The sequence below is a fragment of the Candidatus Nitrotoga arctica genome, assembly GCF_918378365.1.
Taxonomy (GTDB): domain Bacteria; phylum Pseudomonadota; class Gammaproteobacteria; order Burkholderiales; family Gallionellaceae; genus Nitrotoga; species Nitrotoga arctica.
This window is the reverse complement of the sequence record NZ_OU912926.1, coordinates 674046-698818: the sequence shown is the minus strand read 5'-3', so window position 1 is coordinate 698818 and position 24773 is coordinate 674046. Positions and strand designations below refer to the sequence as shown.

Below are 24773 nucleotides of genomic sequence, written 5' to 3'. Positions count from 1 at the left end.
CAATACGTGCATGAAGTGGATACCCAATTTAGAGTAATTGATTCGTTTTCATCCAAACACTTGATCGTCGCAGTGCTTCCGTAATTTGACCGGCCGTCATTTGTTCTTCCACAACCCCAAGAAGATCCCTTCCCTCCTCATCGAGAGCAAGATCCCCCCCTTCTTCATCGACTGCTCGACCAGCAATATTTAGCCACATAAACGCTTCAATAAGGTCCTGCTCAACGCCACTCCCTTGAGAGTACATAATACCTAAATTAATTTGTGATGGCGCAAATCGCTGCTCTGCAGACTTACGAAATAAAACCACAGCTTTCCGCTCGTCCTTTGCGACCCCATAACCATTATTGTACATATCACCAAGACAGAACTGTGCCTCGGGATCTCCCTGCTCTGCAGCTTTTCTAAAACACTTTTCCGCATTGATATAGTCTTTACTCAGGAAAAAATTCAGCCCCTCTTTAAAATCGTTTGATTCACTCATATTTACTTTCCTACACGGTTTTACTGTTAACCTGTTCTATTATTCTCTCGTGCTTCAATTTTGGAATGTTTTTACAATACCTTCAAAAACTTTACGCAGCCCCGCCGCCGCTCTCCTGTTCTGGATGAGCGCCTAAAAATATCGCGCATCTTTCGGCAACCGCCATAAATGCCTTGGTTGAAGGAGATTCTGGATAAGCCTGCACAACGGGGACTCCTTTATCCGCACAAATGGTTATCTCGCTATCGAGCGGGATCGCGCCAATAAATGGCACGCCCAGTTCACTCGCGACCCGTTCTCCTCCGCCCTTCTTGAATACGTCAATCTCACCACTGCAGTGTGGACAGATCAAACCGCTCATGTTCTCAACAATTCCGATAATGGGTGTATTTCTTTCTTTTACAAAAGAGATCATTTTCCTTGCGTCAAGAAGCGCAACATCCTGCGGAGTGCTTACAACAACAACCCCATCCAGATTGGGAATAAAATCCATGATCGTAATATGTTCATTCCCCGTGCCGGGTGGTAGATCTATTATCAAGAAGTCGAGCTTCCCCCAGGTAATATTCCCAAGGAGTTCAATGATAAATTCGTACTTTACTGCATCTCTCCAGACAACTGGCTCGTTCTGGTCTTCTATCAACAAACCCAAAGACGCAACCTTTAACCCCGCAGGCATGATGTGCGGGGCGATGCCGTCTTTATCCCCGCGAAGTCTTACATTCTCAATCCCAAGCATCTTTGGAATATTTGGCCCATGAAGGTCGGCATCCGCCAAGCCAACCTTGTAACCCAGTTTTTCCAAGGCACAGGCGAGGTTAACCGTGGTGGTACTTTTGCCCACGCCGCCCTTGTTACTACCGACAAGAACTTTGTACTTGATATCCGCCATCCGCTTATTAATCAACCATTTTTTATGAGCAGCACGGTCCAGCTTACACGTATCATTTTCGTCACATGTTTGACAGCCATGAAAATATCCGCAGTCCTTCGCTGGCGCAGCCACCGTCCGGGTGTCTCTCATGTTCTTTATTTCAATAGTTTTCGTCATTTAAACATTCTCGTGATATAAATAATTATCTTCATGATGGGGTTGATCACCCCATCTTCAATCGCTCTCTGGTTATTTAATGACTAAACAATTATTTCAATAATCATCTTAGCCAACACATTGCTCAAGGTTGACAACCCATTTTGACTTTATTATATGTAGCTTTCTCAGCATGCGACCCCTTCATATCCATAAATGAGGTCACATCCCGACCCAAGGGTACTTTCTTCCGACATCCTCCTGGACTCCCTCCGCCACTTCGATCTTATCGAGGGTAGGCGTTTGTCTGATAACGCTCGAATTGGTCGATATTTTTGTCTCGTCTTTAGTTTTTTCAACGATCGTTTCTGTAAGAGCAGGAAAAAATCTGCTAAAGAATTTGCGCCTTCCCATCACATTGCCATTGTCCATGAATAACTCCTTAATTCAGCGATCGGACAGTACGATACATTTTTTTCAAAAAAAGATCTACAAAATGACATAAGCACGACATACAACTGAGCACCCTACTACTATACACAATTTAAATGACACGAATAACACTCCTCTAATGAAGAGGCAAAGGTTCATCCATTTCGGTGCCGGTCTGTTGAGGACAATCCACCGGCCCCTCATAATCCGATTTGGGCAATTCTTTTATTCTGCTGTCCACTTCAATGCCAAAGAATTTAAGTTCCGACCCCATGAATTTTGATAACAACAGGCCCAGGTTTCGGTAATAGGCTTCATTCGCTCTCGCCGCCAGATTTTCACCGAACACGCCCGTCCATTTCCCGATATGCTGCTCAAGGAACCTTCTTTCCGCCGACAGGCAGATATCGATATTCTCTTCCATCGCCTGATCCAGGGCATAGGCGATCTTTAATTCCAGAAAGCTCATGAACTCAAGCTCGACGGTTATCTGATCAAATGAAACCCCGGCATCGTCTTTCATGACAAAGCCAAAGGCTTTATAGAAGCCACTGATGTCGCCCAGAATATTCGGCTGGTTGAAACTGTTTTTCCCATAGGTGGTTTCACTCGACGGGCAAAACATACGGGTTAAAAACATCTCGGTAAAATCCGGCTGGAGCGCGGTCACGTCGACGGTCTCGATCAGACTGGTAAAGGCCTGGTACTCTTCCTTCATATCATAAGGAAGCAGGCTGATTGAACTATCCATATCGGAGGCAAGTTCGTGCAACGTGGCGAGTCTATCTTTGTCTGGATAGACAAAGGCCATTGATAAAAACCTGTAAACATCTGCCCTCGCGAGGGCCAACTCTGTTTCCGATTTCGTCGTTAACATTCTATCCCCTTAAATAAAAAGTGGGGCGGCGTTTTAACGCCGCCCCCCTCATGTCAATCAATTACGACTATTCAATTTCAAGCGGTATCCAGCCTCCGTTTGAATAGTTCTTGCGTGGCCCCCTGTTGCCGCCAGCGCCATTATTGTGATTTTTGCCATCCCAGGCAGCGATCGCCATCATGGTCTTGGATCCAGGCTTAAGCACGGAGTCCTGAACATCACCGGAGTTTAAAGGACGTTTGATGACAACCGACCAGTAGCCAAACCGTCTGACGCCATTGCCGGTTGCATTATTGGTGGCCTGCCGCGTCAATGTTCCGAAGCCAACAGCATTAAGCTCTTCCACCGGTGTTAACCTCTCAGGGTCAACTCTGCTGAGATTTCTGAGCTTAAAGGCCGCCAAATATTGCCTTTGACCTTCATTATAACGTCTGATAGGGGTATCAATTGTTTGACCAATTGCCGGGATCACTTCCGGATACATATCATAGTTGTAATTGGGGTAAGCATCTCTGACGTCTTGATATCCAAACTCGATATCTCTTTCCCAGGCGGCCTTCCAGTAAACAATGTGAACAGGATTCTCTTCGTCACCCATCATGAAGGAGGGCTCCGATCCCGCATTCACCGGGAACATAATGGCGATCGCATCAGAGAACTTGTCTTCCATTACTTCTGTTTCAGACTTGGTTGAGTCATACCACGTTAACAAGAAGGCAATATCCTTGTCATTATGGATAGACTTGATCTTCACCAGCGGCACGGAAGCCACGACCAAACCCGGCATCACCAGGTTCTGCGGCCCCATGGGAACTTCAGTGGCCGAAGCATCACTCCAGATCGTGGCCGGGGCGTGCTCCCAGCTCTGATTGTACTGATTATAAGAGGTTTCCCTGACTGGATCTTCCTGATGCCAGGTCCGGTTCAACGGGTCCATCGGGATTTCTCCCTTGACTGCTTTGGACTTGATGACGCCCTCATTATACGTTTCCCCCCCATCCAGACGAACGGGTGGGAGCCTTTTGAAGGAACCATGAAACGCGTGGCCCCCATACTGGCCAGGATTATCAACCGCAATAATTGGAATCGCCAAATCGTGCGCTGGCCCGTGCGCAGCATCACTCCCAAAAGCAGGAGTCGCAACCGGGATCATCAGAAGTGACGCGGCTATTAATAGTTTTTTCATCATCCGCCCCTTATGAGTTATTGGTAAGAAATGCGCCGGTCTTCAAGTTCTTGACCTGCCTGATATAAACAGGTTCAGTCAAGGGAACCCGGATAATCTCTTTTCCTTGTGGATCATAACCAACCGTCTCATTACCCTCAAGCTTGAACGTGTCGCAGATCCGTTCGGTCGTTCCAAAGAGTAACAACGCGGCTAGAAGCTCCTTGTCCTTGCCAGCATTCCGGTATTGCTTGATGGAGTTCTCAACGCCGGGGCCAAATACTTGGGCCAGGAAATCAGGGTTAACATGGACAGGCGGCAAGTACATGTTGTTTGGCTCGGTACCGAACTGGGGATAGATCGGCAGTGCAATCTTCCTCACGTGCACCAGGAAATCGATCGGGTTGTTTTCCCGGACTTGCTTGCTGGTGATCTTATCGTAATCGGCTGACTTGAAACCAAAGAGACGGATCTTTCCGATGCATTGAGTAACGCATTGCGTCATCAACCCAGCCTCTACTTTCGGATAGCACGATATGCACTTTTCACCGGTCCGTGTGGTGTCATTGTAGAACGACTTTTTGTAAGGACAAGCTGCAACGCATTCTCTGTATCCTCTGCAGCGGGACGCATCAATCAAAACGATCCCATCTTCTTGCCGCTTGTAGATCGCCTTTCTCGGGCACGCTGCCAAACAACCGGGGAAGGTACAGTGGTTACATATCCGCGGGAAGAAGAAACCCCAGTTCTTATGCGTCGGACCCTTGATATAATCCCCTTCACCATCCAGGATTTTAAGGCACTCATCTTCCCCAAGGTTCGGATGCGCATAGTCCATTTCATCGGGCAGATAACCCTTGATCCGTTGATTCATGCCCAGGTCTTCAAAGATCGTCGTGCCGTTGTATTTGTTGCCTGACCAGGGTTGCGCCTGTTCTCCCAGGAGGGCCAAAACCTTCACATCCCAAGCAAGCGGATAGAATCCATAAGGCTTCGATTCCACGTTATTCCAGAATATCGTTTCCTGGCCTTTACCAGCCGTCCAGGTCGTTTTGCACGCCATGGTACAAGACTGACAGGCGATACATTTATTCAAGTCGAATAACATGGATACTTGCCGACCTGGCCTGTTTTCTTCGTAGGGGTAATCCATTTCCCTGCCCAGTTGCCAATTTCTAACTTTTGCCATTGTAGATCTCCATTTACAAAATTATTTCACAATTTCAAGAACGCCGCCCTGCTTCAGGGCGGCGGCTGCACACCCGTCATTATCTGCTGATAAAACCGCCCTGGAGGCGTAATTATCTGCTTGTAAACCCGCCCTGGAGATAAGTCTTCATTTGAAGGCTCTCATAGGTCGGCCGGTAGCCTTTAGCGGCAATATGCCAAACACCCCCGTTGACGCCGCCTTTTTCAGCCAGCTCGATCTTCACATACGATTCCTTGGGAGAACCATTGGCGCAGTGGACGTCATTCTGCATCCCGATAATAATTTCCTGTCCAAAGACCTTCTTGTTGGCCACGGTATCCGTGGTATTGGTCGGGTTGATCCACGCGCGGGTGCAGCTTTGATGGTTTCCGGAGCGGAACATGGCTTGATAGTTGGTCCTTGGGCTCTTCGCCAATCCATCCGCCCGGGTCCGCGCACCTTCCATACTGCCATACGTGGCGGCATAGGCGTTGTAATACATCCGCATGGAGCCTTGCGACATACCGGGGAAGTATCTGCATCTGACCATGAACCGGGCCAGGGCGTATTCCGGTGTACCTTCTTTCCAGCCTTTGTAAGGACGGTCGCCGGGATCCGCATCCACCCAGATATAGTCGCCTTCATCGATACCGAAGCGCTTGGCGTCGAGCGGGTTAACGTCCACGAATCCTTCACCCACGGACGGTTGACGCTTGTCATGACGGTAGATGTCGCCAAACGGTCCCCACCACAGGGTCATCAAGTCCGTATCAATCGGGGTGGTGTGAGCGCCGTGCCGGTACTTGGGCGAATTGAAGCAGAACTCATAGCCGTGCGGCCGCAGCGGATGGGTGGTCGCCATCAGTTCTTTGGTCGTCAGGATGACGTTCCGCCCTTGCCGGTTTTCGGCAATTTTAAGGCTGTTGCCCATTCTTTCCAGACCACGCATCTCGGGGGTTTCCATCAATGCAAACGCGCGGCTGTTACCGACGATGACATTCGGCTCGTAGTGGCTTGAATCAATCGGGGTGCGATAGACGGTGAGATTCTCGCCGCCATCAATCAACCGCGGGTCATCCATGTAAAATTCCAACCGACCGCTCTTGGTGTACCAAGGCAAGCCGCCGCCTTCAGCCGTTTGTTCCCAGCCGCTGATTCTCGGATAGGTTCTGGCCATGAAGATGGTCGGAACGCCTCGCTTGGCTTTTTCCCGGATCTCAGCAAAAACCATCCCGCGGGTGGCGGAGCCGGCGTTGAGAACCCGTTGACCATAAACTTCGGAATCCCGATCCGCCGGATTGCCGGCAGGGTTGGTGCCCACAAACTTGAAGTAGTCGGCAAACCGTTGATCACCGGTCAGCGCGGTAAAGGCTCTGAAGATTCCGGCAGGCACTTCGGCATCGCCTACGGTATCCTGGAACCGCCTCAGCGGGGTGATCGGGGAAACGGTCAGGAACGGGTTGGAGCAGGAGCAGGCCATGTCGGTATGCTTGTTTTCCAACCACGAGTCCACACCCCAGACGATGTCGGAATATTCACAAGAGGCAGTCCAGTTCCAGTCACTGTAAAATATCGCTTCCCATCTCGGCAGGGTATTGACGACCATGTCGTAGTGACCTTTGGCATTGCCCAGTGAGGAGTTGGAGTTCGCTTGCCACAGAACCTTGGTCGGTGCCGGCATATGGCCAGGATCCGTCAGCAACCGGGTTCCGTTCCTTAAGGGCCGATCGCCATAGTTGTAGTAATGGGCAGATTCGTCATCGGTATAGTGAGCCATTTTGGTGACCATCTTACGGCCATCCAGTTCAGGATTGAACGGATCTTCCAGAAGGTACTGACCAAACCCGCCAAAGACGGACTGCCGGTAGTTACCCACGTAGTTACCAAACGTACATCCGCCAATATGGCCAACGTTATCGCTCAGGGCCGATAACAACATGAAGCCACGATCCTTCAGGGTCGAATTGAAGTAGTGATTGGTTCCCGCACCGGTGCTGATAATGCCTTGCCCTCTGTGCTTGTGGAACAGGTTGGCCAGGTCAACGATGGCTTCCATTGGAACGCCGGTCATGATCGAGGTGTTCTCGGCCGTGTATTCCTCCAGGTATTCTTTGTGCAACTGGAATACCGTCGTAACCTTGATCTTCTTGCCGTCGACCAGGGTCACTTCATAATCGCCGGTCAAGGCCGAGTCGACGCCCTTCGCCGCATAGCGCGCGCCGCATTCATCCCGGGTCAGCGGTACGGCTTTGTTGGTCTTTCTATCCCAGACTACATTGTCGCCCCAGAACTTGCGGATTTCTTCCGAAACAAAGGCCGTGGCTTGGAACGCCGGCGGCATCGTCGGACTTTCACCGGGCTTCATCACCTTAAGATGGTGCGTCAGGTCCGCCAGCTTGTAGTCCGCGATAATGTCCGAAGCCTTCAGGTTTTTCCAGTTATCCGTTCTGATCAACAGCGGCATGTCCGTATTGGCTCTCAGATAATTCTCGTCATACTGATTATTCTTGATGAGCAGATGGCACACCCCCAGACCCAGCGCCGGATCGGTACCGGGCCGAAGAATAATGACGTCATCCGCCTTGTTCGAGGTCGCGTGGTAATCAATGGAGATGTCGACGATATGACAGCCTTTGAGCCGCGACTCGCTGACCCAATGAAGGTCAGGCATCTTGGTACAGACGAAGTTGTTTCCCCAGAAGACAATCAGCTTGGCGTGCTCATAGACCATGAACTCGTAATCCAGCATCTGGTGACCGGTCACCATCGGACATCCGGGCGCCAGATCGGTGTGCCAGGAATAGCTGTCCAATACTTTGGCGCCACTCGCTTCGTCGGGTCCGATATTTCTGACATAGGCGTCCAATAGCGCCAATCCTTGTGAAAACCGCTTGAGCGAATAGATTCTTAACACGCCCAAGGCGGCCATCCCGGCCCGGAATTTCATGGTCTTACAGCCGCAGCCGTGCATCGACGCAATCATCTCGGGGTCATAGCCTTGGCGCGTCAGTAACGCAGCACCTTTGTCACCGGAATAGGTCCGGGCAATGTTCTCCAATGCGCCTGCTGCCAATGCGTAAGCCTCGGTCCAGGGCAGTTTGATGAAGGGTTCTTTGCCGCGTTGCAGATATTTTTGATCCGGGAAGCCGTTTGCGCCCGTCCGCGGATAACCCGCTTCTGCCCAAGCCTTGAAGCCGGTTCTGACCATCGCGCCTTTGGGCCGTCTGTCAGAATAGGCCTTTCTGTTCATGACCATGCCCTTGTTACAGATCCGCGGCTCCCAGCGGTGACTGGAACGGTTTCCATCCATATCTTCGGCATCTCCGTAGCCGTAGGACGGCGAGATGCGGATGACCACGTCATTCTTTACGTGGGCCTTAAGCAGGCAGTTGTGCGTGTCATTCGGCGCACACAGAAATATAAATTCGCTGTCAACATGGAACATGTCCCGGTAAACCTTCTCCCAGTCTCTATTCGGGTAGGACTTCAGAGGGTTGTCAACGACATACGGCTTCAGAAATGGTGATGCTGCAAAGGCGTTATTGGCCATTACAGCGAGTCCGGCGGTGGCAGACAGCTTTAAAAAGCTGCGCCTGCCTATGTTGTTCTTGATTTCCATCATTTAGTCACCCCTATGTTAATTTAAATTAAATTATCTTCTCGGCTTTATGTTAAGGCATCAATCCGAGTAATTTTCATTCACCACTTTAACTTGAAACAAAAAAACAACAATAATTCATGCCGCAAAAACTAATTTTTCAGTACATACCACAGTCAGTCACACCCTGAATATACGGATTTTTATGGAAGCAAAAATCGGGTAGTGAATGATCGCGAATCTACGCGGATAAATTAAAGTCGATTTGATCTAGATCAAGTTTCTGCTATTTTTTTGACAGGCTTAATTCACTCCCAAGATTCGTACAATACATGCACCTCACTGACCTTTGAAGAATTGATGTAAAAAATAGCTCTATGTAAATTTATAGAGCGAATAGTCGAATTTCATTTTTTCGCCTAGGGAAACGCTGAATAATTCATTCCGCCAGAGGCCCCGGGGTGAGTTTTGCGGTTTTAGTCTGAGAATTGGCTGGTTTTTGGCAAGAATTGCGGCGATTCTCGAGGCATTTTTCTTATTTCCCGTATTCAAGACGCACCTTGGGTGTATACGTTTAGCAACCACCGGCAAGCCAGCATCAAATTAGCAAAACCGAACAGCGGGAACAACTGGGCGGTGTTTTTAGCCAATCCTTTGTAACGCGCCTTGCGATGACGAAACAAGTTCTTCACCACATGGAAGGGATGCTCGACTTTGGCGCGAATGCTGGCTTTGACATGTTCGATCTTCTCCAGTAGCTCACCTTCTGTTGTTTTGGGCAATACCTTCCCGGTCGCATCGCGACATGCCAGGTCACGGGTAGCGCCAGGTTCTCTTCCCGCTTCTCGACGCCCTGATAACCTGCATTGCCAAAGACGTCGGTTTCGCCACCGTGCAGGAGCGCCTGGGCTTGGGTGATGTCATGAACATTGGCCGCTGTGCCGATGACGGTATGGACGAGTCCTGACTGGGCATCGACACCAATGTGCGCTTTCATTCCAAAATGCCACTGGTTACCTTTCTTGGTCTGGTGCATCTCGCCGTCCCGCTTCCCGTCCTTGTTCTTGGTCGACGGTGCCGCTGCGATCAGTGTGGCATCAACGATCGTGCCTTCCCGCAGAAACAGGCCCTTCTCGGCGAGATGGGCGTTGATCGTATTGAAGATCGACTCAGTCAGTTGATGCGCTTCCAGCAAATGGCGGAAGTTGAGAAGTGTGGTGGTATCCGGAGCTGTTTCGCGACTCAAATCAACACCGACAAAGCGACGGATGGCCTGACTGTCGTAAAGCGCATCTTCTGTCCCTTCAGTCAGACAACCCAAAGCATTGCTGCGCGACATACATGCGCAGCATCAGAACCAAAGCCAATGGATCGACCCCGTCCACCGCTGCTCGGATAATACGGCGCAATCGCTTTTTCCAACTCAACCCACGGCGTGACTGCTTCAATTTCGCTCAAAAATCGATCCCGACGAGCCTGCTTCTTCTTGGCAGCGTATTCCAGTTCAGAGAAACTCGTTTGCATCACTTTCTTCTCCTGAAAATCAGTTCAGTGACATTCTCTCAGATTGACGAATTATTCCAATCAGTGCGCGGGAATAAATCAGTGTTTCCCTAACAAGACGCTAATACATTCCAATATGCCGTGGTGATGCGTAGATTTGATTCATGACTTGGGCCTGCCGTGGCTACAGTGCGTCTGTTCGATGAATTCGAGCATATAGATAAATATCTACTTTTAGAAAAATCATGATACCTAGAAGCAGCACTATAATAATTTAACATTTTTTTAATGCACATGATTTTCATCTGGTGATGTCATTGGTGAACCCGTTGCGCACCCGCTCCTGCCAGCCCTCCATCCAACCGGGCAAATCCGCTGCCAGCATGGGCCGGGATATGAAAGTCCCCTGAGCAAGATCGCATCCCGTGCGGAGCAAGAGATCCCAATCATCTCGGTCTTCGACTCCTTCAGCCACGACCTCCATGCCCAATTGCCTTGCCAGAGCCAGGCTAGCATCGTACATCGCCCGCAACGTCTCAACGGTCCAGGCGCGGTGCACGAAGCCTTGGTCGATCTTGAGTTCATCGAAGGGAATGTCGCGTAACTGGGCCAAGGAAGAGTGTCCCGTACCGAAATCGTCGATTGAAAGGCGAAAACGCTTCAGGCGCAGGCGGGTCAGTATTTCGAGCGGAATCCGCGCGTCCCCCATCAGCTGGCTTTCAGTCACTTCCAGTACTATATCCTGGGGCGGTACGCCTATCTTGGCGGTAAGTCCGGTAACAAAATCCAGGAAATCCAGGGACGTCAGGCTGTCCATGGACACATTGACGGCCACCCGCAACGTCAGCCCTGCTTCCTGCCAAGCTTTGGCCTGGGCCAGCGCGCTGGTGAGCACCACTCGGGTCAGGTCGTCGATCAGGCCGTTCGCTTCAGCTACGCCGATGAACTGATCAGGTGGCACAATGCCATGAACGGGATGACGCCACCGCACCAGGGTCTCCACGCCCGCCACCTTACCGGTGGCAACCGTCACCTTAGGTTGGTAATAATTGACCAGCTCACCGTTGTTGATGGCAGCACGCACCTCTTCCGCGCCGTAAACTTTCTGCGCCGTCCGAGGGCTATCCAGTGCAGAAGGTGCCCATTTTTCCAGCAATGTGGACAGCGCCTCTGGTTTGACCGGCTTGTGTATATGTCCAAGCACCGTAATTTTATGTGCCTGCACCAGTTTCTCGACAGTCTGCAACATCCGTTCATCTTCACCGCTTATCAGGATCAGACTGCCGGTATAGTTCCGTTCCACCAAGTGGCGTACGAATTCAATTCCGTCCATTTCCGGCATGTTGAGATCCAGCAGAATCAAGTTCGGCCGTATATCCACGCCATCTACCCGATCTAGGGCGGCTCGCCCACTCTCACAGAGTGTGACCGAAGTGAACCCCTGGTTTGCCAGCATGCGGGCCAGCAGCTTAAGCATGAATGACTCGTCGTCGAGTACCAGAATTTTTACCATGGATCTTTCAATCATCACCTTCACTCCCTTATCTTTTACGGCACAAATTGTGTTTACAACGAACCAAGATATTTATCCACGACGGCCATTTCCGCCTCGAAACGAGGCAACAGCACCGCCAACGCTTCGGTGTCGCCCGCCTTCCCCGCCTGTTCCATTTCGGCGCACAGTTCGCCCAACGCCAGCGCGCCGACCGAACGAGCCGATGATTTGAGCTTGTGGGCTGCCGCGCCGACGGCCGCCGTCTGTCCCACCTGAAAGGCGGCGCGCAACTCGGCCGCTATTCTGGCTGAACTGGAACGAAAATCCCGCAAGAATTCGCTGATCACCGCCGGGTCGTTCCCTACCAGCCCTTCGAGAACGCTCACGTCCACTGGTCCTGCCGCCGTGGCGGGTGGGGCTGGTGGGACGAACGGAGCGGGTGTGGTCGGGCTGACGTCGGCGGCCGGCAGCCATTTTGCCAGCGTGGCTTTCAAGTCCGCAAGTTGCACCGGCTTGCTCAGATAGTCGTCCATGCCGACGGCCCGGCAATGCTCGGCCTCTCCCTTAAGTGCATTGGCGGTCAGAGCGACGATCGGAATACGCCGTTTGCCAGCCTTGCTGATCTCGTTGGCGCGGATGGCCGCGGTCAGTTGATAGCCATCCATTTCCGGCATGTGCAGGTCGGTTAGCAGCAACGCGTAGTCACCGTTCTCCCAGCGTTTCAACGCTTCACGACCGTCGCCGGCGATATCTGCGGCATATCCGAGCAGCGCGAGCTGTTGTTGGATCACTTTCTGGTTGATTTCGTTGTCTTCGGCCACCAGTACCAACCTGCCCTGCTGCAGAGCCATCGCCCGCGAGGGGGGAGTAATCGTTGTCTCAAATTTGCCGGGGAGCGGCGATTCTTCTTCCTCATGCGCCCGTCCTGCGGCGATAGCCACTGCCCGGAGAAAGGATTGAGGATGCATGACATCGCCGTCCATGGTGACAAGATCCACCGTTTCGACGCGCCCTCGACGACGGTGCCCGCGCCTGATGACGACAAAGCGGGGCTCAATATCGGGCTGATGGTGCCCGTGCTCGACCACCACGAAATGCAGATCCAAGTCAGATCGGGCACGGCAAGCAGCGCGCAATTCCTCGATCGGTGGTGCATCGTGCCCGGCGTCGATGATGAGTAACCACAGGCCGGCCGGAAGCGTGTTGATTCGTTTGCGGGCTGCGGTCAGATCCGACACCCGCTCAACGATCGCGCCGCTGTCTCTCAGATAGACGGCCAGGTCGTCGCCCAGCCCGTTGTCATCGCCTAGCACCAGACAGCAAAGCCCAGTCAGGTCAACAGTCTTGCTGCCGACGGCGGATCTGGCCGGCGGCAGCGCAAACGGCAATCGCACGGTGAAGGTGGAACCCTTGCCCGGCGCGCTCTGTACCGCGATCTCCCCGCCCATCAGTTCCACCAGATGGTGGGAGATGGCCAGCCCCAGTCCGGTGCCGCCAAAGCGCCGGGTGGTGGAAGCGTCGCCTTGGGTAAAAGAGGTGAAGAGCCTGGACTGGGTCTCCTCATCCATGCCGATACCGTTGTCGGTTATCTGAAACTCCACCGTCATCTGATCTGGGCCATGCTTGGCCAACAATGCGCGCACCGATACCCGGCCTGGTTGCTGTTGTCCGCTGGAAAACTTGATGGCGTTATTGGCGAGGTTGACCAGCACTTGACGCAGGCGCAGAGCATCGCTCAGAACTTCTTCGGGAATCGCCGGATCGATGAACAGGGTGAGCTCCACGCCTTTCTTTGTGGCCAGATGTTCCAGCATATCGCAAGCCTTCACAACCACGTCCGCCACATTCGTGGGCACGCGCTCGATCTCCAGTCTGCCGGCTTCTATCTTGGAGAAATCGAGAATGTCCTCGATGATGTCCAGCAGAGCAAAAGCCGATTCTCGGATGAGATTGACCATCTCCACCTGGTAGCCGCTGAGACTGGTTTGCTGCAGCACATCGGCCATGCCGATCACGCCGTTCATGGGAGTGCGGATCTCGTGGCTCATGGCGGCAAGAAAAGCCGATTTGGCCTGATTGGCCTGTTCGGCCTCAAACCGGGCCTGCTCCAGGTCTTTCATGATGCGCACACGTTCACGGACATCGCGCAGAATGCCGGTGAAATAACGTTTTTCCCCAACAAAATATTCACTAACCGCAAGATATACCGCAATGCGTTCGCCATTCTTGTGCAAGCCTTCAAGTTCACGTCCAATACCGATGATGTGGGCCTGCCCGGTTCGGTAATATCTCTCCATATAACCATCGTGGCCGCTACGGTGAGGTTCTGGCATAAGCATAGAAACATTTTGTCCGATTACTTCATCGCGGGTATAACCGAAGAGCTTTTCCACGACCGGGTTGGCGGAACGGATGATGCCTTTTTCGTCGATGGTAATGACGCAATCCACCAAGTGCTCGACCACAGAGCGAATTTCTTCTTCCTTAATCGCCATGGCTACATTGGCCTGCTCCAGATCGGCGGTACGCTGCGCCACTTGATGTTCCAATTCCACTGACACACGACGCAAGCGTGTGATTACCAGTGCGAGCGCCCCCAACCCCAGTGCCAGTAGCGCGCCAAAGAGAATAAAGACGTCGCGCAGATCAGCGTGACTTTGCGCCACTACACTGTCCAATGGTCGAATAACCTCTAGCACACCGCGCACATCGCCAACTTTCCAGTCATGCTTAGGGCTGTCTGGTCGTGTATTGTGGCAGCTTATACATTCCGCGTGCATGACATCCGCCGTCGCATAGCGTAGCGATGCGCGTCCTTGAAATTCTTCAAAACGGTAGTACGGCTGTTGCGGATGCGCCTGCAACGCTGTCAAAGCTTGCTGTTCAAAATCATCATGTGCACCGCCGTCCTTGCGCCAAGGAAAGGGGTAATTGCTATATAAACGCACCACCATGCCAGAACCGAGCAAGCTAATCCTTCTGCCGAGTTCCATACTGAAGGTGGCAGGTAAGGGGATGGCGCCCGGTTTATTCAAGTAGTCGTGGGTCACTTCAACGTTGTGGTCGCTCAAGCGATCCACAACTTCAGATGTGTATAAGTTGCGCAATTCCATTAGAGACTCTGCATGCATAGTAATGCCCTGCAGTGCGGCGGACTGCATCAGGGTGGTCGTGGCGTGAGATAGATACCACAAAGCGAGCAGCGTACCGCTACAAAAGATAATGCTTAACACCAGAATAGTGTGCTTATAGAGTGGGAGCAGGCACGCTGCCCAAAGTCTTTTTAATCGTTGACGCAAGTCGGTTGAAATTACTGATAAGTTTGCTGATCGCATAAGTGTGTCCTGAATTTTATATAAACAGAATTTGTTAATGCAGCGGTATCCGTTCCTAAAGCTGGATAGTCAAGCGATCAAGCGCAACTTTCCAGTCCGCGTGGGCATCGTCCATTTTGTACTAATGTTTCGTTAGCGCCTGGCATTAAGAGTTTCAATAATGCCTCATCAGACAGAAACAAGCCACGATCCATGGGTTTATTCGCCAAATTCATGTTCACCGATTCCATCACGCTGATGGTGTAAATCACCCCCCCTGTTTTTTGGCGGGTAGTCAAGGAGGGTCGTGATGCACATCCAGACATGGCAAAAATAGTACACAGAAAAATCAGATTGATTTATTAAAGGTGTATCAACGGGCGGAACTTGCCAGTGGTTCGATTTCCCAGGTTGTAAACAGCTGCTGTGATTGTGCTAAAATCTTTAGAGTTGTCATAACAAACTTTTTTAGCTTCTCCGGTTCCGAGGGGCGCTGCGACCTTGCATCAGGCGAGGCCAGGCTTGGGACGCTGGAGTGTATCTGTAGCAACGGCGCTCATTCATTAACTTGAATGGAGAGAAATATGAACGCCGTTACCAACGCTGGATTTACCGACTATAAAATTGCCGACATCAATCTTGCTCCTTGGGGACGCAAGGAAATTGCCATTGCCGAAACTGAAATGCCGGGCTTGATGGCGATTCGCGAAGAATATGCAGGTGCACAACCATTGCGCGGTGCACGCATTGCCGGTTCGCTCCATATGACCATCCAGACTGCCGTACTGATTGAAACCCTGAAAGCCTTGGGAGCAGAGGTACGCTGGGCTTCCTGCAATATATACTCCACCCAGGATCATGCGGCATCAGCCATAGCCGTAGGTGGTACACCGGTATTTGCAATCAAGGGCGAATCACTTGAAGAGTATTGGGAATACACCCATCGCATCTTCGAATGGTCTAACGACAATCACGCCAACATGATTCTGGACGATGGTGGCGATGCGACCTTATTGTTGCATCTGGGCGCGCGTGCCGAAATAGATACGTCGCTTATCAGCAAGCCCACTTCGGAAGAAGAAACTTTTCTATATGCGGCTATCAAACAACGCCTTGCTACGCAGCCTGGCTGGTATTCCAAACGCTTGGCGGCAATTAAAGGGGTGACAGAAGAAACTACAACCGGCGTGCATCGTCTGTACCAAATGCATGCGCGCGGCGAACTGAAATTTCCTGGTATTAACGTCAACGATTCAGTTACCAAGTCCAAGTTTGACAACCTGTACGGTTGCCGAGAATCGCTGGTAGATGGCATTAAACGTGCAACCGATGTAATGATTGCGGGAAAGATTGCTGTTATTGCGGGTTACGGAGATGTGGGGAAAGGCTCGGCACAAGCAATGCGCGCACTGTCTGCCCAAGTTTGGGTAACGGAAATTGATCCGATTTGCGCGTTGCAAGCTGCCATGGAAGGCTATCGTGTCGTTACCATGGATTACGCTGCTGAACATGGCGACATTTTCGTGACCTGCACCGGTAACTATCATGTGATCACTCATGAGCATATGAAGAGAATGAAGAATCAGGCCATCGTGTGTAATATTGGCCATTTCGACAACGAAATCGATGTTGCCTCGCTAAAGTCTTACACTTGGGATAACATCAAACCACAAGTCGATCACATCATTTTCCCCGCAATAGATGGCAAACCCGGCAAACGCATCATTCTGCTGGCCGAAGGCCGCTTGGTGAATCTGGGTTGCGGCACGGGCCATCCTTCTTATGTAATGAGCTCCTCATTTGCCAATCAGACCATCGCCCAGATCGAGCTATGGAGCGAGGCAGAAAAGGGCACCGGCAAATATCCGATCGGCGTATATACCTTGCCCAAACATCTTGATGAAAAAGTGGCGGTACTGCAATTGAAGAAACTTAATGCGCAACTGAGTACACTCACAGACCAACAAGCTACTTACATTGGGGTGCCTAAGGAAGGGCCTTACAAGTCGGATCATTATCGCTACTAAAATATAAGTTCTGACACACTCGAAAGCAACCTCAAAGACAACCTTATGCGACTCATCTTGATCTGGATTTTCAATGCAATAGCACTGCTAGCGGTTGCTTACCTGTTGCCAGGTATTCATGTGGATGGTTTTATCTCCGCATTAATTGCTGCAGTGTTACTGGGCCTCATTAATACGCTTCTGCGGCCCCTACTGATTCTGCTTACCCTGCCAGTCACCGTTCTATCACTTGGGCTGTTCATCCTTGTCATAAACGGTTTGCTATTCTGGTTTGCCGGTTCGGTGCTGAAAGGTTTCGAAGTCAATGGCTTTTGGGCAGGTGTGATGGGTGCGTTGTTATATAGTGCTTTCTCCTTTGTACTATCACTGTTCCTGCGAAAAAAAGTTTCCTAGCAGGAGCGGTAATTATCAATCATGACAAACTCTAAATCATTTAGTTTTGAATTCTTTCCACCACAAACACAAGAAGGTGCAAACAAACTCGCCGCCACACGCAAACAATTAGCAGTACTCAAACCCGCATTTTTCTCGGTCACCTTTGGTGCGGGCGGCTCCACGCGTGAGCGCACCTTGGAAGCGGTACAACAGATTAAAGCCGATGGCTATGAAGCCGCGCCTCATTTGTCTTGCGTCGGCTCTACACGTGAGAACATCCGCGCGATTTTGCACACCTACAAAAATATGGGGATCAAGCGCATCGTAGCACTGCGTGGCGACTTGCCCTCCGGGATGGCCACTTCTGGCGAATTCCACTATGCCAATGAGTTGGTATCGTTCACTCGCGCCGAGACTGGCGAACACTTCCATATCGAGGTGGCAGCCTATCCAGAATTCCATCCGCAAGCGAAATCGCCGCGCGATGATCTGTTAAACTTTAAGCGCAAAGTAATGGCCGGAGCAAATTCCGCCATTACCCAATATTTCTATAGTGCCGACGGTTACTTCCGTTTTATTGAGGAGTGTCGCAAAATGGGCGTCACCCTTCCCATCGTGCCCGGCATAATGCCCATTATGAAATTTTCACAGTTAGCGCGCTTCTCCGATGCATGCGGCGCAGAAATTCCGCGCTCGATACGAAAAATATTGGAAAGCTATGGCGATGACACCGAATCTGTACAGTCATTCGGCCTTGATGTTGTCACGCAACTATGCGAACGCCTGCTCGCCGGTGGTGCGCCGGGCCTTCATTTTTATACGCTTAACCAATCTGCTCCTTCGTTGGAAATATGGAAACGCCTAGGCCTTTAACGGCCATGTGGTAATTGGCTACCTTCTTTGCTCGGTACAATAATTCTCTTGACTTAAGAAACTGCTTTATGGATTACAATAGAAATCATGTCACAACTTGATTTCAGACATCATTTTCTCATTGCCATGCCAGCCATGGCAGATTCTTCTTTTGCCAAGACACTTGTTTACATTTGTGAACACAATGAACAAGGTGCATTGGGCATTATAGTGAACCGCCCGACCAATCTCACACTTAGCGAGTTGTTCGAGCAGACTAAAATTCCGATGGGTGAGTTTGAATCAAGTAGCATGCCGGTGTATTTTGGCGGGCCGGTGCAGACTGACCGGGGTTTTGTATTACATAAACCGGTGGGTCAATGGCAATCTACTCTGGCCATAAACGACAATCTTGGTCTGACAACCTCCAGGGATATTCTGCTAGCGGTAGGTGCAGGATTAGAACCCAAAAACCTGCTGCTGACCTTGGGCTATTCCGGCTGGGCGCAGGGGCAATTAGAGCATGAATTAACACAAAACGCCTGGCTCACTGTGCCAGCTTCTGAACACATTTTATTCGAGCTGCCTTCAGAGGAACGCTTGCTTGCTGCAATGGCGCTGCTGGGAGTAGATTATGCATCACTCTCAGAGTATGCAGGACATGCCTGACGAGGGCATGGCTATCACGGTACACGGTATTTTACTGGGATTTGATTTTGGCACTAAACGCATCGGCGTGGCGGTGGGCAATTCAATTTCTTGCACCGCACGACCACTAACAACCTTGCATGGCGAACATAATGGGCAGCGCTTTGCTGCCATCGGTGAGCTTATCCGTGAATGGGAGCCGTCTGCACTAGTAGTGGGGTTACCCAGTCATGATGATGGCACGCCACACGAACTAACCCGCTTATGTCGCCGTTTCGCTCAGCGCCTCAAGGGGCGCTTTGATTTGCCTACCATTTTAGTGGACGAACGATATACTTCCACTGCTGCAAGTTCGCAGCTGAACGAGATGGGTGTACGGGGTATCAAGCAAAAACCGCTGCTCGACCAAGTCGCGGCGCAGCAAATTTTGCAAGCCTATTTTGATGAGCCCGCGATAGAACAAATTCCATGAATAATCCACAACTCAATAAACATGGCGAACTACAGCACTTGCTCTCTACTGAGGGATTGCCCGCACCTATCCTGCGCGGTATTTTAGACAGAGCGGCTTCCTTTATGAGTCTGGATGAAGGTCGCGACATTAAAAAACTACCATTACTGCACGGCAAATCAATATTCAACATATTTTTCGAAAATAGCACCCGCACTCGTACTACTTTCGAGATTGCTGCCAAGCGTCTTTCGGCCGATGTAGTCAACTTGAACATTGGTTCTTCCTCCGCCAGTAAAGGTGAAACTTTGCTTGATACGGTTGATAATTTATGTGCCATGCACGCTGACATGTTCGTAGTGCGCCACTCTGCGAGTGGCGCAGCTCACCTCATCGCCAAACACGTTGCGCCGGAAATCCATGTTATTAATGCCGGTGACGGGCGCCATGCGCACCCAACACAAGCGCTGCTCGACATGTTCACCATTCGTCATTACAAGAAAGAGTTTCATAACCTGCGGGTGGCTATCGTCGGCGATATATTGCATTCGCGCGTGGCGCGTTCACAAATTCATGCACTGACCACGTTGGGGGTGCCGGAAGTTCGCGTTATCGCCCCCAAGACATTATTACCAAGCTGCGTCGATAAACTCGGGGTGCAGGTGTATCACGACATGGCGCAAGGCTTACGTGATGTGGATGTGGTGATGATGTTGCGCTTGCAGAACGAGCGTATGCAGGACGCGGTGTTGCCCAGCGCACAAGAATATTTCAAGTACTATGGTCTCACCCAGGAAAAATTGATACTAGCCAAAACGGATGCCATCGTGATGCACCCGGGGCCGATGAATCGTGGTGTGGAGATCGATTCCAGCGTTGCGGATGGAACACAATCGGTAATCTTGCCACAAGTCACTTTTGGCATTGCGGTACGCATGGCGGTAATGAGTACCTTGGCGGGAGTTGGGTGATGAATATCCAAATTAAGAACGGGCATTTAATTGATCCGAAAAATAAGATTGATGGCCTCTGCGATTTATTTATCGTGGCTGGTAAAGTAGCTGCTGTGGGCAGCGCGCCAGCAGGTTTTGTGGCACAACAGGTGATTGATGCAACAGGTCTTGTGGTTGCTCCCGGCTTGATCGATCTTGCCGCACGTCTGCGCGAACCGGGTTACGAATACAAGGCCACGCTTGAATCCGAGATGGATGCAGCAGTAGCAGGCGGCATCACGACACTGGCATGCCCACCGGATACCGATCCGCCACTGGATGAACCGGGTCTGGTAGAGATGCTCAAGTATCGCGCTCGTGAATTGAATAAAGCGCGTGTTTATCCGGTAGGTGCGCTGACCTATGGGCTGAGAGGTGCGGAACTTACCGAGATGGCTGAACTCGCCGATGCCGGTTGTATCGCCTTCAGTCAAGCCGATGCTGCGCTTACTGACACTCGTGTGCTGATGCGCGCCATGCAATATGCCGCCACCTTTGGTTTCAGTGTTTGGTTGCGCCCGCAGGACAGCTTCCTTGCACGCGACGGTGTGGCGCATGATGGTGAAGTGGCGACACGTCTGGGCTTACCCGCCATTCCGGTGTGTGCGGAGACCATTGCGCTGTCCACCATGTTGCAATTAGCGCGTGAGACCGGTGTGCGACTGCACATCTGTCGCATCTCCAGTGCAGAAGGGGTGGCACTGGTGCGTGCCGCCAAACAACAGGGGCTGACGCTTACCTGCGATGTGTCTGCCAACCATGTACACCTGTCCGAAATGGATATCGGTTTCTTTGATGCCAACTGCTACTTGGTACCACCATTGCGCAGTCAGCGCGATCGCGATGCTTTGCATGCCGGTTTGCTCGATGGGTCAATAGACGCAATTTGTTCCGATCACACGCCTGTGGACGAGGATGCCAAGCAACTGCCTTTCGCCGAGGCCGAAGCAGGAGCTACCGGACTGGAATTACTGCTACCCTTGGTGCTCAAATGGGCGAAACAGGGCCGTCGTGCGCTCGCCGATGGGCTCGCCAAGATTACACTACATCCTGCGCGTATATTGGGTCTGGACGCTGGGCATCTGTCTGTCGGAGCCGCTGCCGATGTGTGCGTGTTCGATCCCGAAGTGTACTGGAAGATTGAACCTGCGGCATTGAAAAGCCAAGGTAAAAATACTCCATTCTTCGGTATGGAGTTGCAGGGTCGCGTGCGCTATACCTTGGTTGATGGGCAACTTGTTTACCAATCAAAGGCTAGTCAATAGCCTTGATTGTGCGGCAATCTGTAGATTTAGATTGGCCATTCAATAATGGCCCTTTTCTAAATAGTTAAAGTTCGTCCAGAAGTAAGTCGTGAAGAAATTTCACAGTGCTATATATCTGAATCATTAGTGTTCTACATTTCGCTCAGACGGTTGTGTAACAAATTGATTGATGTTGATAAACAGTGTGTTAAGACATACCGCAGATGCCTCACCGCTACATACACCATTAATCCTTGAAAAAATATGATTAAAAATTTGACCATTAAATCGCGTTTGATCGTTACTTTTTTTTTCATTGCAGTCACCCTGCTAGGAATTGAGTCGGTTTCCCTGTTTGGAATGAGTAAAGCGAGAGACAGTCTGAAAACTGTTTATGAGGACCGCATCATTGCACTCGATCAGTTGACGGACATTGAATCGTTGATATTGCAAAACCGCATCGCCATAACGGCTAGCCTGGTGGCGTCGACGCCCGATGAAATTGGCATTAATGTTGCAAAGCTGGAAAAGAATGAAATGGAGATTGACGAGATATGGGAAGCCTACATGGCCACCTATCTAACGCCCGAAGAAAAGATACTGGCGGCAAAATTTGCCGATGACTACAAAAAATTCGTTACCCAGAGTCTAAATCCAGCAGCAAATGCTTTACGGGCTAACGACTTAAAGAAAACGAGCCGAATCATCGTAGAAAATATGCGCCCCCTCTACCAACCAGTTGGGCAAGGAATCAAGACACTTGGCAAGCTGCAATTAAGTGTGACTAAGCAGGAATATGAAGAGGTACAGAGACGCTACGATATTATTCGCAACATTATCATCGCTACAGCAATCATTGGCCTGGGGTTGGCTATATGGATTGGCTTTATGCTTGTCCGTGCCATTTCCCGGCCGTTAGAAGACGTAGTGAGGATTGCTCGGGGTGTTGCCGCAGGCAATTTAACGCAGCAAATCGAAGTCCGCTCAACAAATGAAATTGGCCAGCTGATGAAAGCCCTGAAAGAAATACACGATAATCTGGTGAAGGTCATCGGCCAAATACGTGACAGCGAAGCGCGTACCCGTGCAGTGCTGGACAACGTAGATGAAGGCATCATTGCAATTAACGAAGGCGGTATGATCGAAATCTTCAACCCGGCCGCGGAGCAGATTTTTGGCTACAAAGGAAACGAGATTATTGGTAAAAATGCCAGCCTGCTGACGCGGGAGCCAAGCCGAGATCAGCATAATGGTTCTCTTGAATGGCATCAGCAGTTGAACAAACCCACGGCTCCTGGAGTGAGCAGGGAAATGGTGGGCGTGCGCAAGAACGGCACAAATTTTCCGCTGGAATTCAAAACGCGTGAAATCCGCTTCAATATGGGGCAGCTTCATATTGTGGTGACCAGGGATTTGACCGCCAGCAAACACGCAGAGGCAGAACAGAAAAAGCATGAGCAGGTACAACAGAGGAATGTTGAGTTGGAAGCGGCTAGCCGAATGAAATCGGAATTTTTCTCTACGATGTCGCACGAACTAAGAACACCGCTTAACGCCATTATCGGTTTTTCTGAAGTACTCAAGGATGGCCTGATGGGCGATCTGACTGATGAACAACGTGGCTACATAGGTGACATTTTAGAGAGCGGCCAGCATCAACTATCTCTAATCAACGATATCCTGGATCTATCAAAAGTGGAAGCCGGCAAGATGATCCTCCACCTGGAACCGATCGATCTGCCCTTACTATTCTCCAATAGCCTGTCTATGGTCAGGGAGAAAGCTGCTGCCCAGCACATCCACCTCAATTTGGATATCGCCGATGGGCTGGGTGATATCCAGGCAGACGTACGCAAGGTCAAGCAAATCGTTTATAACCTGCTATCTAACGCAGTCAAGTTTACTCCCGAAGGCGGCGATGTAGCCCTGCGTGCCCGCCGCGTGTCGCGCGCCCAAGTCGGTCAACTAACCGGTCGATGGGCGGGGCTGAGCTTCCCTTGGAGTAACAACAAAATTACGGATTTCATCGAAATCAGCGTTACCGACAGCGGCATCGGCATCGCCAATGAAGATTTTGAACGGCTGTTCAAACCTTTCAGTCAGATTGATAGCAGCCTGGCGCGCAAATTCGAAGGGACGGGATTAGGTTTGGCGATAGTAAAGAGTCTCGTTGAACTGCATGGCGGCACAGTGACGGTGGAAAGCGCCGAGGGCCAAGGCACCTGCTTCACGCTCTGGCTGCCGCTATGGACAACGGAGGAAGCGGCTGCCGCACTGACCGAAGAACCAGCCGATCCGGTCCTTCCGTCACCATTGAGGGCGCTCCGCCATTCAGGAGAGCAGGTCGCCTTGGTGGTGGAAGATGACGACCGGGCGGCCGAGTTAATCCGCATCCAACTAGAATTGTTAGGTATCAAGGCAGTGCGCGCCATTAGTGCTGAGGCTGCATTCAACCTCGCCATGCAACAGCCACTGGCATTAATCACGTTGGACATTTTGTTGCCAAACATGATTGGTTGGGAATTCCTCACTCGCATCAAACAAATTCCTGCTCTGGCTCATATACCGGTGGTGATTATTTCTATTATGGCAGACCGCAGCATGGGTTTATCCCTCGGTGCATCGGCAGTGCTCCAGAAGCCAATCAGCCGTGCGGATTTGCATGATACGCTGACCGATCTTGGCCTGCATACGTCAGTACAACCCAAACAGCCGCTAACAGTATTAGTAGTGGATGACGATCCCAAGGCAGTGGAAATCATTGCCATCCATCTGCGGGATACTGGCTACACGATAGTTAAAGCCTATGGTGGGCGTGAGGCGATTGAGGCGGCGTACCGTTTGTTGCCTGACCTGATCGTGCTCGACCTGGTAATGCCGGAAGTGAATGGTTTTGACGTGGTGCTGGCACTTAAAAACAACCCTGACACTGCGCGTATCCCGATTCTGATCGTTACCTCCAAACAACTCACTGCCGAGGACCGTGCGGCGCTTGATCCTCAGGTAATGAAAATCATGAACAAGACCGTATTAAGCCAAGGCCACTTCCTCAACGAGGTACGGTGGGCACTGATGACTCGTCGGAAGGAAGACTAAT

18 protein-coding genes, 1 pseudogene and 1 riboswitch are annotated in these 24773 nt (G+C 51.0%); of the genes and pseudogenes, 8 read left to right on the top strand and 11 right to left on the bottom strand.

Features of this window, described 5'->3' with window-relative positions:
- Positions 1 to 28: 28 nt before the first annotated feature.
- The 11 genes and pseudogenes from MKZ32_RS03240 to MKZ32_RS03190 all read right to left on the bottom strand — a co-directional run bounded on the left by MKZ32_RS03240 (position 29) and on the right by MKZ32_RS03190 (position 15386).
- Positions 29 to 484: a tetratricopeptide repeat protein gene (locus MKZ32_RS03240; RefSeq protein ID WP_173053174.1), complete on the bottom strand. Its 456-nt coding sequence runs from the start codon at positions 482 to 484 to the stop codon at positions 29 to 31.
- Between the two features lie 91 nt (positions 485 to 575).
- Complete coding sequence (locus MKZ32_RS03235; RefSeq protein ID WP_239795949.1) at positions 576 to 1535, bottom strand: Mrp/NBP35 family ATP-binding protein; 960 nt, start codon at positions 1533 to 1535, stop codon at positions 576 to 578.
- Between the two features lie 201 nt (positions 1536 to 1736).
- A complete protein-coding gene (locus MKZ32_RS03230) occupies positions 1737 to 1946 on the bottom strand; it encodes a hypothetical protein (protein ID WP_239795545.1) in 210 nt (69 codons plus the stop codon).
- A gap of 136 nt (positions 1947 to 2082) precedes the next feature.
- Positions 2083 to 2823 carry a TorD/DmsD family molecular chaperone gene (locus MKZ32_RS03225; protein WP_239795544.1) on the bottom strand — a complete coding sequence of 247 codons (741 nt, stop codon included), beginning with the start codon at positions 2821 to 2823 and terminating at the stop codon, positions 2083 to 2085.
- A gap of 67 nt (positions 2824 to 2890) precedes the next feature.
- Positions 2891 to 4012, bottom strand: a complete 1122-nt coding sequence (locus MKZ32_RS03220; protein ID WP_239795543.1) for an ethylbenzene dehydrogenase-related protein — start codon at positions 4010 to 4012, stop codon at positions 2891 to 2893.
- 7 nt (positions 4013 to 4019) lie between these two features.
- Positions 4020 to 5177 carry a 4Fe-4S dicluster domain-containing protein gene (locus tag MKZ32_RS03215; protein ID WP_239795542.1) on the bottom strand — a complete coding sequence of 386 codons (1158 nt, stop codon included), beginning with the start codon at positions 5175 to 5177 and terminating at the stop codon, positions 4020 to 4022.
- A gap of 112 nt (positions 5178 to 5289) precedes the next feature.
- A complete protein-coding gene (locus MKZ32_RS03210) occupies positions 5290 to 8799 on the bottom strand; it encodes a molybdopterin-dependent oxidoreductase (RefSeq protein ID WP_239795541.1) in 3510 nt (1169 codons plus the stop codon).
- 524 nt (positions 8800 to 9323) lie between these two features.
- A pseudogene (locus MKZ32_RS03205) lies at positions 9324 to 10299 on the bottom strand (IS5 family transposase).
- Positions 10300 to 10579: 280 nt separating this feature from the next.
- The gene (locus tag MKZ32_RS03200; RefSeq protein ID WP_239795948.1) at positions 10580 to 11806 is read right to left on the bottom strand and encodes an EAL domain-containing response regulator; all 1227 of its coding nucleotides are present in this window, start codon (positions 11804 to 11806) and stop codon (positions 10580 to 10582) included.
- Between the two features lie 38 nt (positions 11807 to 11844).
- Positions 11845 to 15108 (bottom strand): ATP-binding protein, encoded by a 3264-nt coding sequence (locus MKZ32_RS03195; RefSeq protein WP_239795947.1) that lies wholly within the window; start codon positions 15106 to 15108, stop codon positions 11845 to 11847.
- Between the two features lie 77 nt (positions 15109 to 15185).
- A complete protein-coding gene (locus MKZ32_RS03190) occupies positions 15186 to 15386 on the bottom strand; it encodes a hypothetical protein (protein WP_239795946.1) in 201 nt (66 codons plus the stop codon).
- A 180-nt stretch (positions 15387 to 15566) separates the two neighbouring features.
- Positions 15567 to 15652, top strand: a riboswitch (S-adenosyl-L-homocysteine riboswitch).
- 19 nt (positions 15653 to 15671) lie between these two features.
- Here MKZ32_RS03190 and ahcY point away from each other — a divergent pair.
- The 8 genes from ahcY to MKZ32_RS03150 all read left to right on the top strand — a co-directional run bounded on the left by ahcY (position 15672) and on the right by MKZ32_RS03150 (position 24772).
- Positions 15672 to 17114, top strand: a complete 1443-nt coding sequence (gene ahcY / locus MKZ32_RS03185; RefSeq protein ID WP_239795945.1) for an adenosylhomocysteinase — start codon at positions 15672 to 15674, stop codon at positions 17112 to 17114.
- 45 nt (positions 17115 to 17159) lie between these two features.
- The gene (locus MKZ32_RS03180) at positions 17160 to 17507 is read left to right on the top strand and encodes a phage holin family protein (protein ID WP_239795944.1); all 348 of its coding nucleotides are present in this window, start codon (positions 17160 to 17162) and stop codon (positions 17505 to 17507) included.
- A 21-nt stretch (positions 17508 to 17528) separates the two neighbouring features.
- Entirely contained in the window at positions 17529 to 18362 is an 834-nt protein-coding gene (metF, locus tag MKZ32_RS03175) for a methylenetetrahydrofolate reductase [NAD(P)H] (protein ID WP_239795943.1), read from the top strand.
- An 87-nt stretch (positions 18363 to 18449) separates the two neighbouring features.
- Complete coding sequence (locus MKZ32_RS03170) at positions 18450 to 19010, top strand: YqgE/AlgH family protein (protein WP_239795942.1); 561 nt, start codon at positions 18450 to 18452, stop codon at positions 19008 to 19010.
- The gene (ruvX, locus tag MKZ32_RS03165) at positions 18976 to 19461 is read left to right on the top strand and encodes a Holliday junction resolvase RuvX (protein ID WP_239795941.1); all 486 of its coding nucleotides are present in this window, start codon (positions 18976 to 18978) and stop codon (positions 19459 to 19461) included. Before MKZ32_RS03170 ends, ruvX begins: the two co-directional genes overlap by 35 nt.
- A complete protein-coding gene (locus MKZ32_RS03160) occupies positions 19458 to 20411 on the top strand; it encodes an aspartate carbamoyltransferase catalytic subunit (protein ID WP_239795940.1) in 954 nt (317 codons plus the stop codon). The genes ruvX and MKZ32_RS03160 overlap by 4 nt, the downstream gene beginning before the upstream one ends.
- Positions 20411 to 21697, top strand: coding sequence for a dihydroorotase (locus tag MKZ32_RS03155; protein WP_239795939.1), 1287 nt, complete (start codon positions 20411 to 20413; stop codon positions 21695 to 21697). Before MKZ32_RS03160 ends, MKZ32_RS03155 begins: the two co-directional genes overlap by 1 nt.
- Before the next feature lie 243 nt (positions 21698 to 21940).
- Positions 21941 to 24772 (top strand): Tar ligand binding domain-containing protein, encoded by a 2832-nt coding sequence (locus MKZ32_RS03150; protein ID WP_239795938.1) that lies wholly within the window; start codon positions 21941 to 21943, stop codon positions 24770 to 24772.
- Position 24773: the final 1 nt, after the last annotated feature.

Bases quoted from the DNA above. Each gene is read 5' to 3' on its own strand.
- metF (WP_239795943.1), top strand. From the start codon at position 17,529: ATGACAAACTCTAAATCATTTAGTTTTGAATTCTTTCCACCACAAACA.
- MKZ32_RS03160 (WP_239795940.1), top strand. From the start codon at position 19,458: ATGAATAATCCACAACTCAATAAACATGGCGAACTACAGCACTTGCTC.
- MKZ32_RS03200 (WP_239795948.1), bottom strand. From the start codon at position 11,806: ATGATTGAAAGATCCATGGTAAAAATTCTGGTACTCGACGACGAGTCA.
- MKZ32_RS03215 (WP_239795542.1), bottom strand. From the start codon at position 5,177: ATGGCAAAAGTTAGAAATTGGCAACTGGGCAGGGAAATGGATTACCCC.
- MKZ32_RS03230 (WP_239795545.1), bottom strand. From the start codon at position 1,946: ATGGACAATGGCAATGTGATGGGAAGGCGCAAATTCTTTAGCAGATTT.
- MKZ32_RS03170 (WP_239795942.1), top strand. From the start codon at position 18,450: ATGTCACAACTTGATTTCAGACATCATTTTCTCATTGCCATGCCAGCC.
- MKZ32_RS03225 (WP_239795544.1), bottom strand. From the start codon at position 2,823: ATGTTAACGACGAAATCGGAAACAGAGTTGGCCCTCGCGAGGGCAGAT.
- MKZ32_RS03235 (WP_239795949.1), bottom strand. From the start codon at position 1,535: ATGACGAAAACTATTGAAATAAAGAACATGAGAGACACCCGGACGGTG.
- MKZ32_RS03210 (WP_239795541.1), bottom strand. From the start codon at position 8,799: ATGATGGAAATCAAGAACAACATAGGCAGGCGCAGCTTTTTAAAGCTG.
- MKZ32_RS03195 (WP_239795947.1), bottom strand. From the start codon at position 15,108: ATGCGATCAGCAAACTTATCAGTAATTTCAACCGACTTGCGTCAACGA.
- MKZ32_RS03220 (WP_239795543.1), bottom strand. From the start codon at position 4,012: ATGATGAAAAAACTATTAATAGCCGCGTCACTTCTGATGATCCCGGTT.
- MKZ32_RS03240 (WP_173053174.1), bottom strand. From the start codon at position 484: ATGAGTGAATCAAACGATTTTAAAGAGGGGCTGAATTTTTTCCTGAGT.
- MKZ32_RS03150 (WP_239795938.1), top strand. From the start codon at position 21,941: ATGATTAAAAATTTGACCATTAAATCGCGTTTGATCGTTACTTTTTTT.
- MKZ32_RS03155 (WP_239795939.1), top strand. From the start codon at position 20,411: ATGAATATCCAAATTAAGAACGGGCATTTAATTGATCCGAAAAATAAG.
- MKZ32_RS03180 (WP_239795944.1), top strand. From the start codon at position 17,160: ATGCGACTCATCTTGATCTGGATTTTCAATGCAATAGCACTGCTAGCG.
- ruvX (WP_239795941.1), top strand. From the start codon at position 18,976: ATGCATCACTCTCAGAGTATGCAGGACATGCCTGACGAGGGCATGGCT.
- ahcY (WP_239795945.1), top strand. From the start codon at position 15,672: ATGAACGCCGTTACCAACGCTGGATTTACCGACTATAAAATTGCCGAC.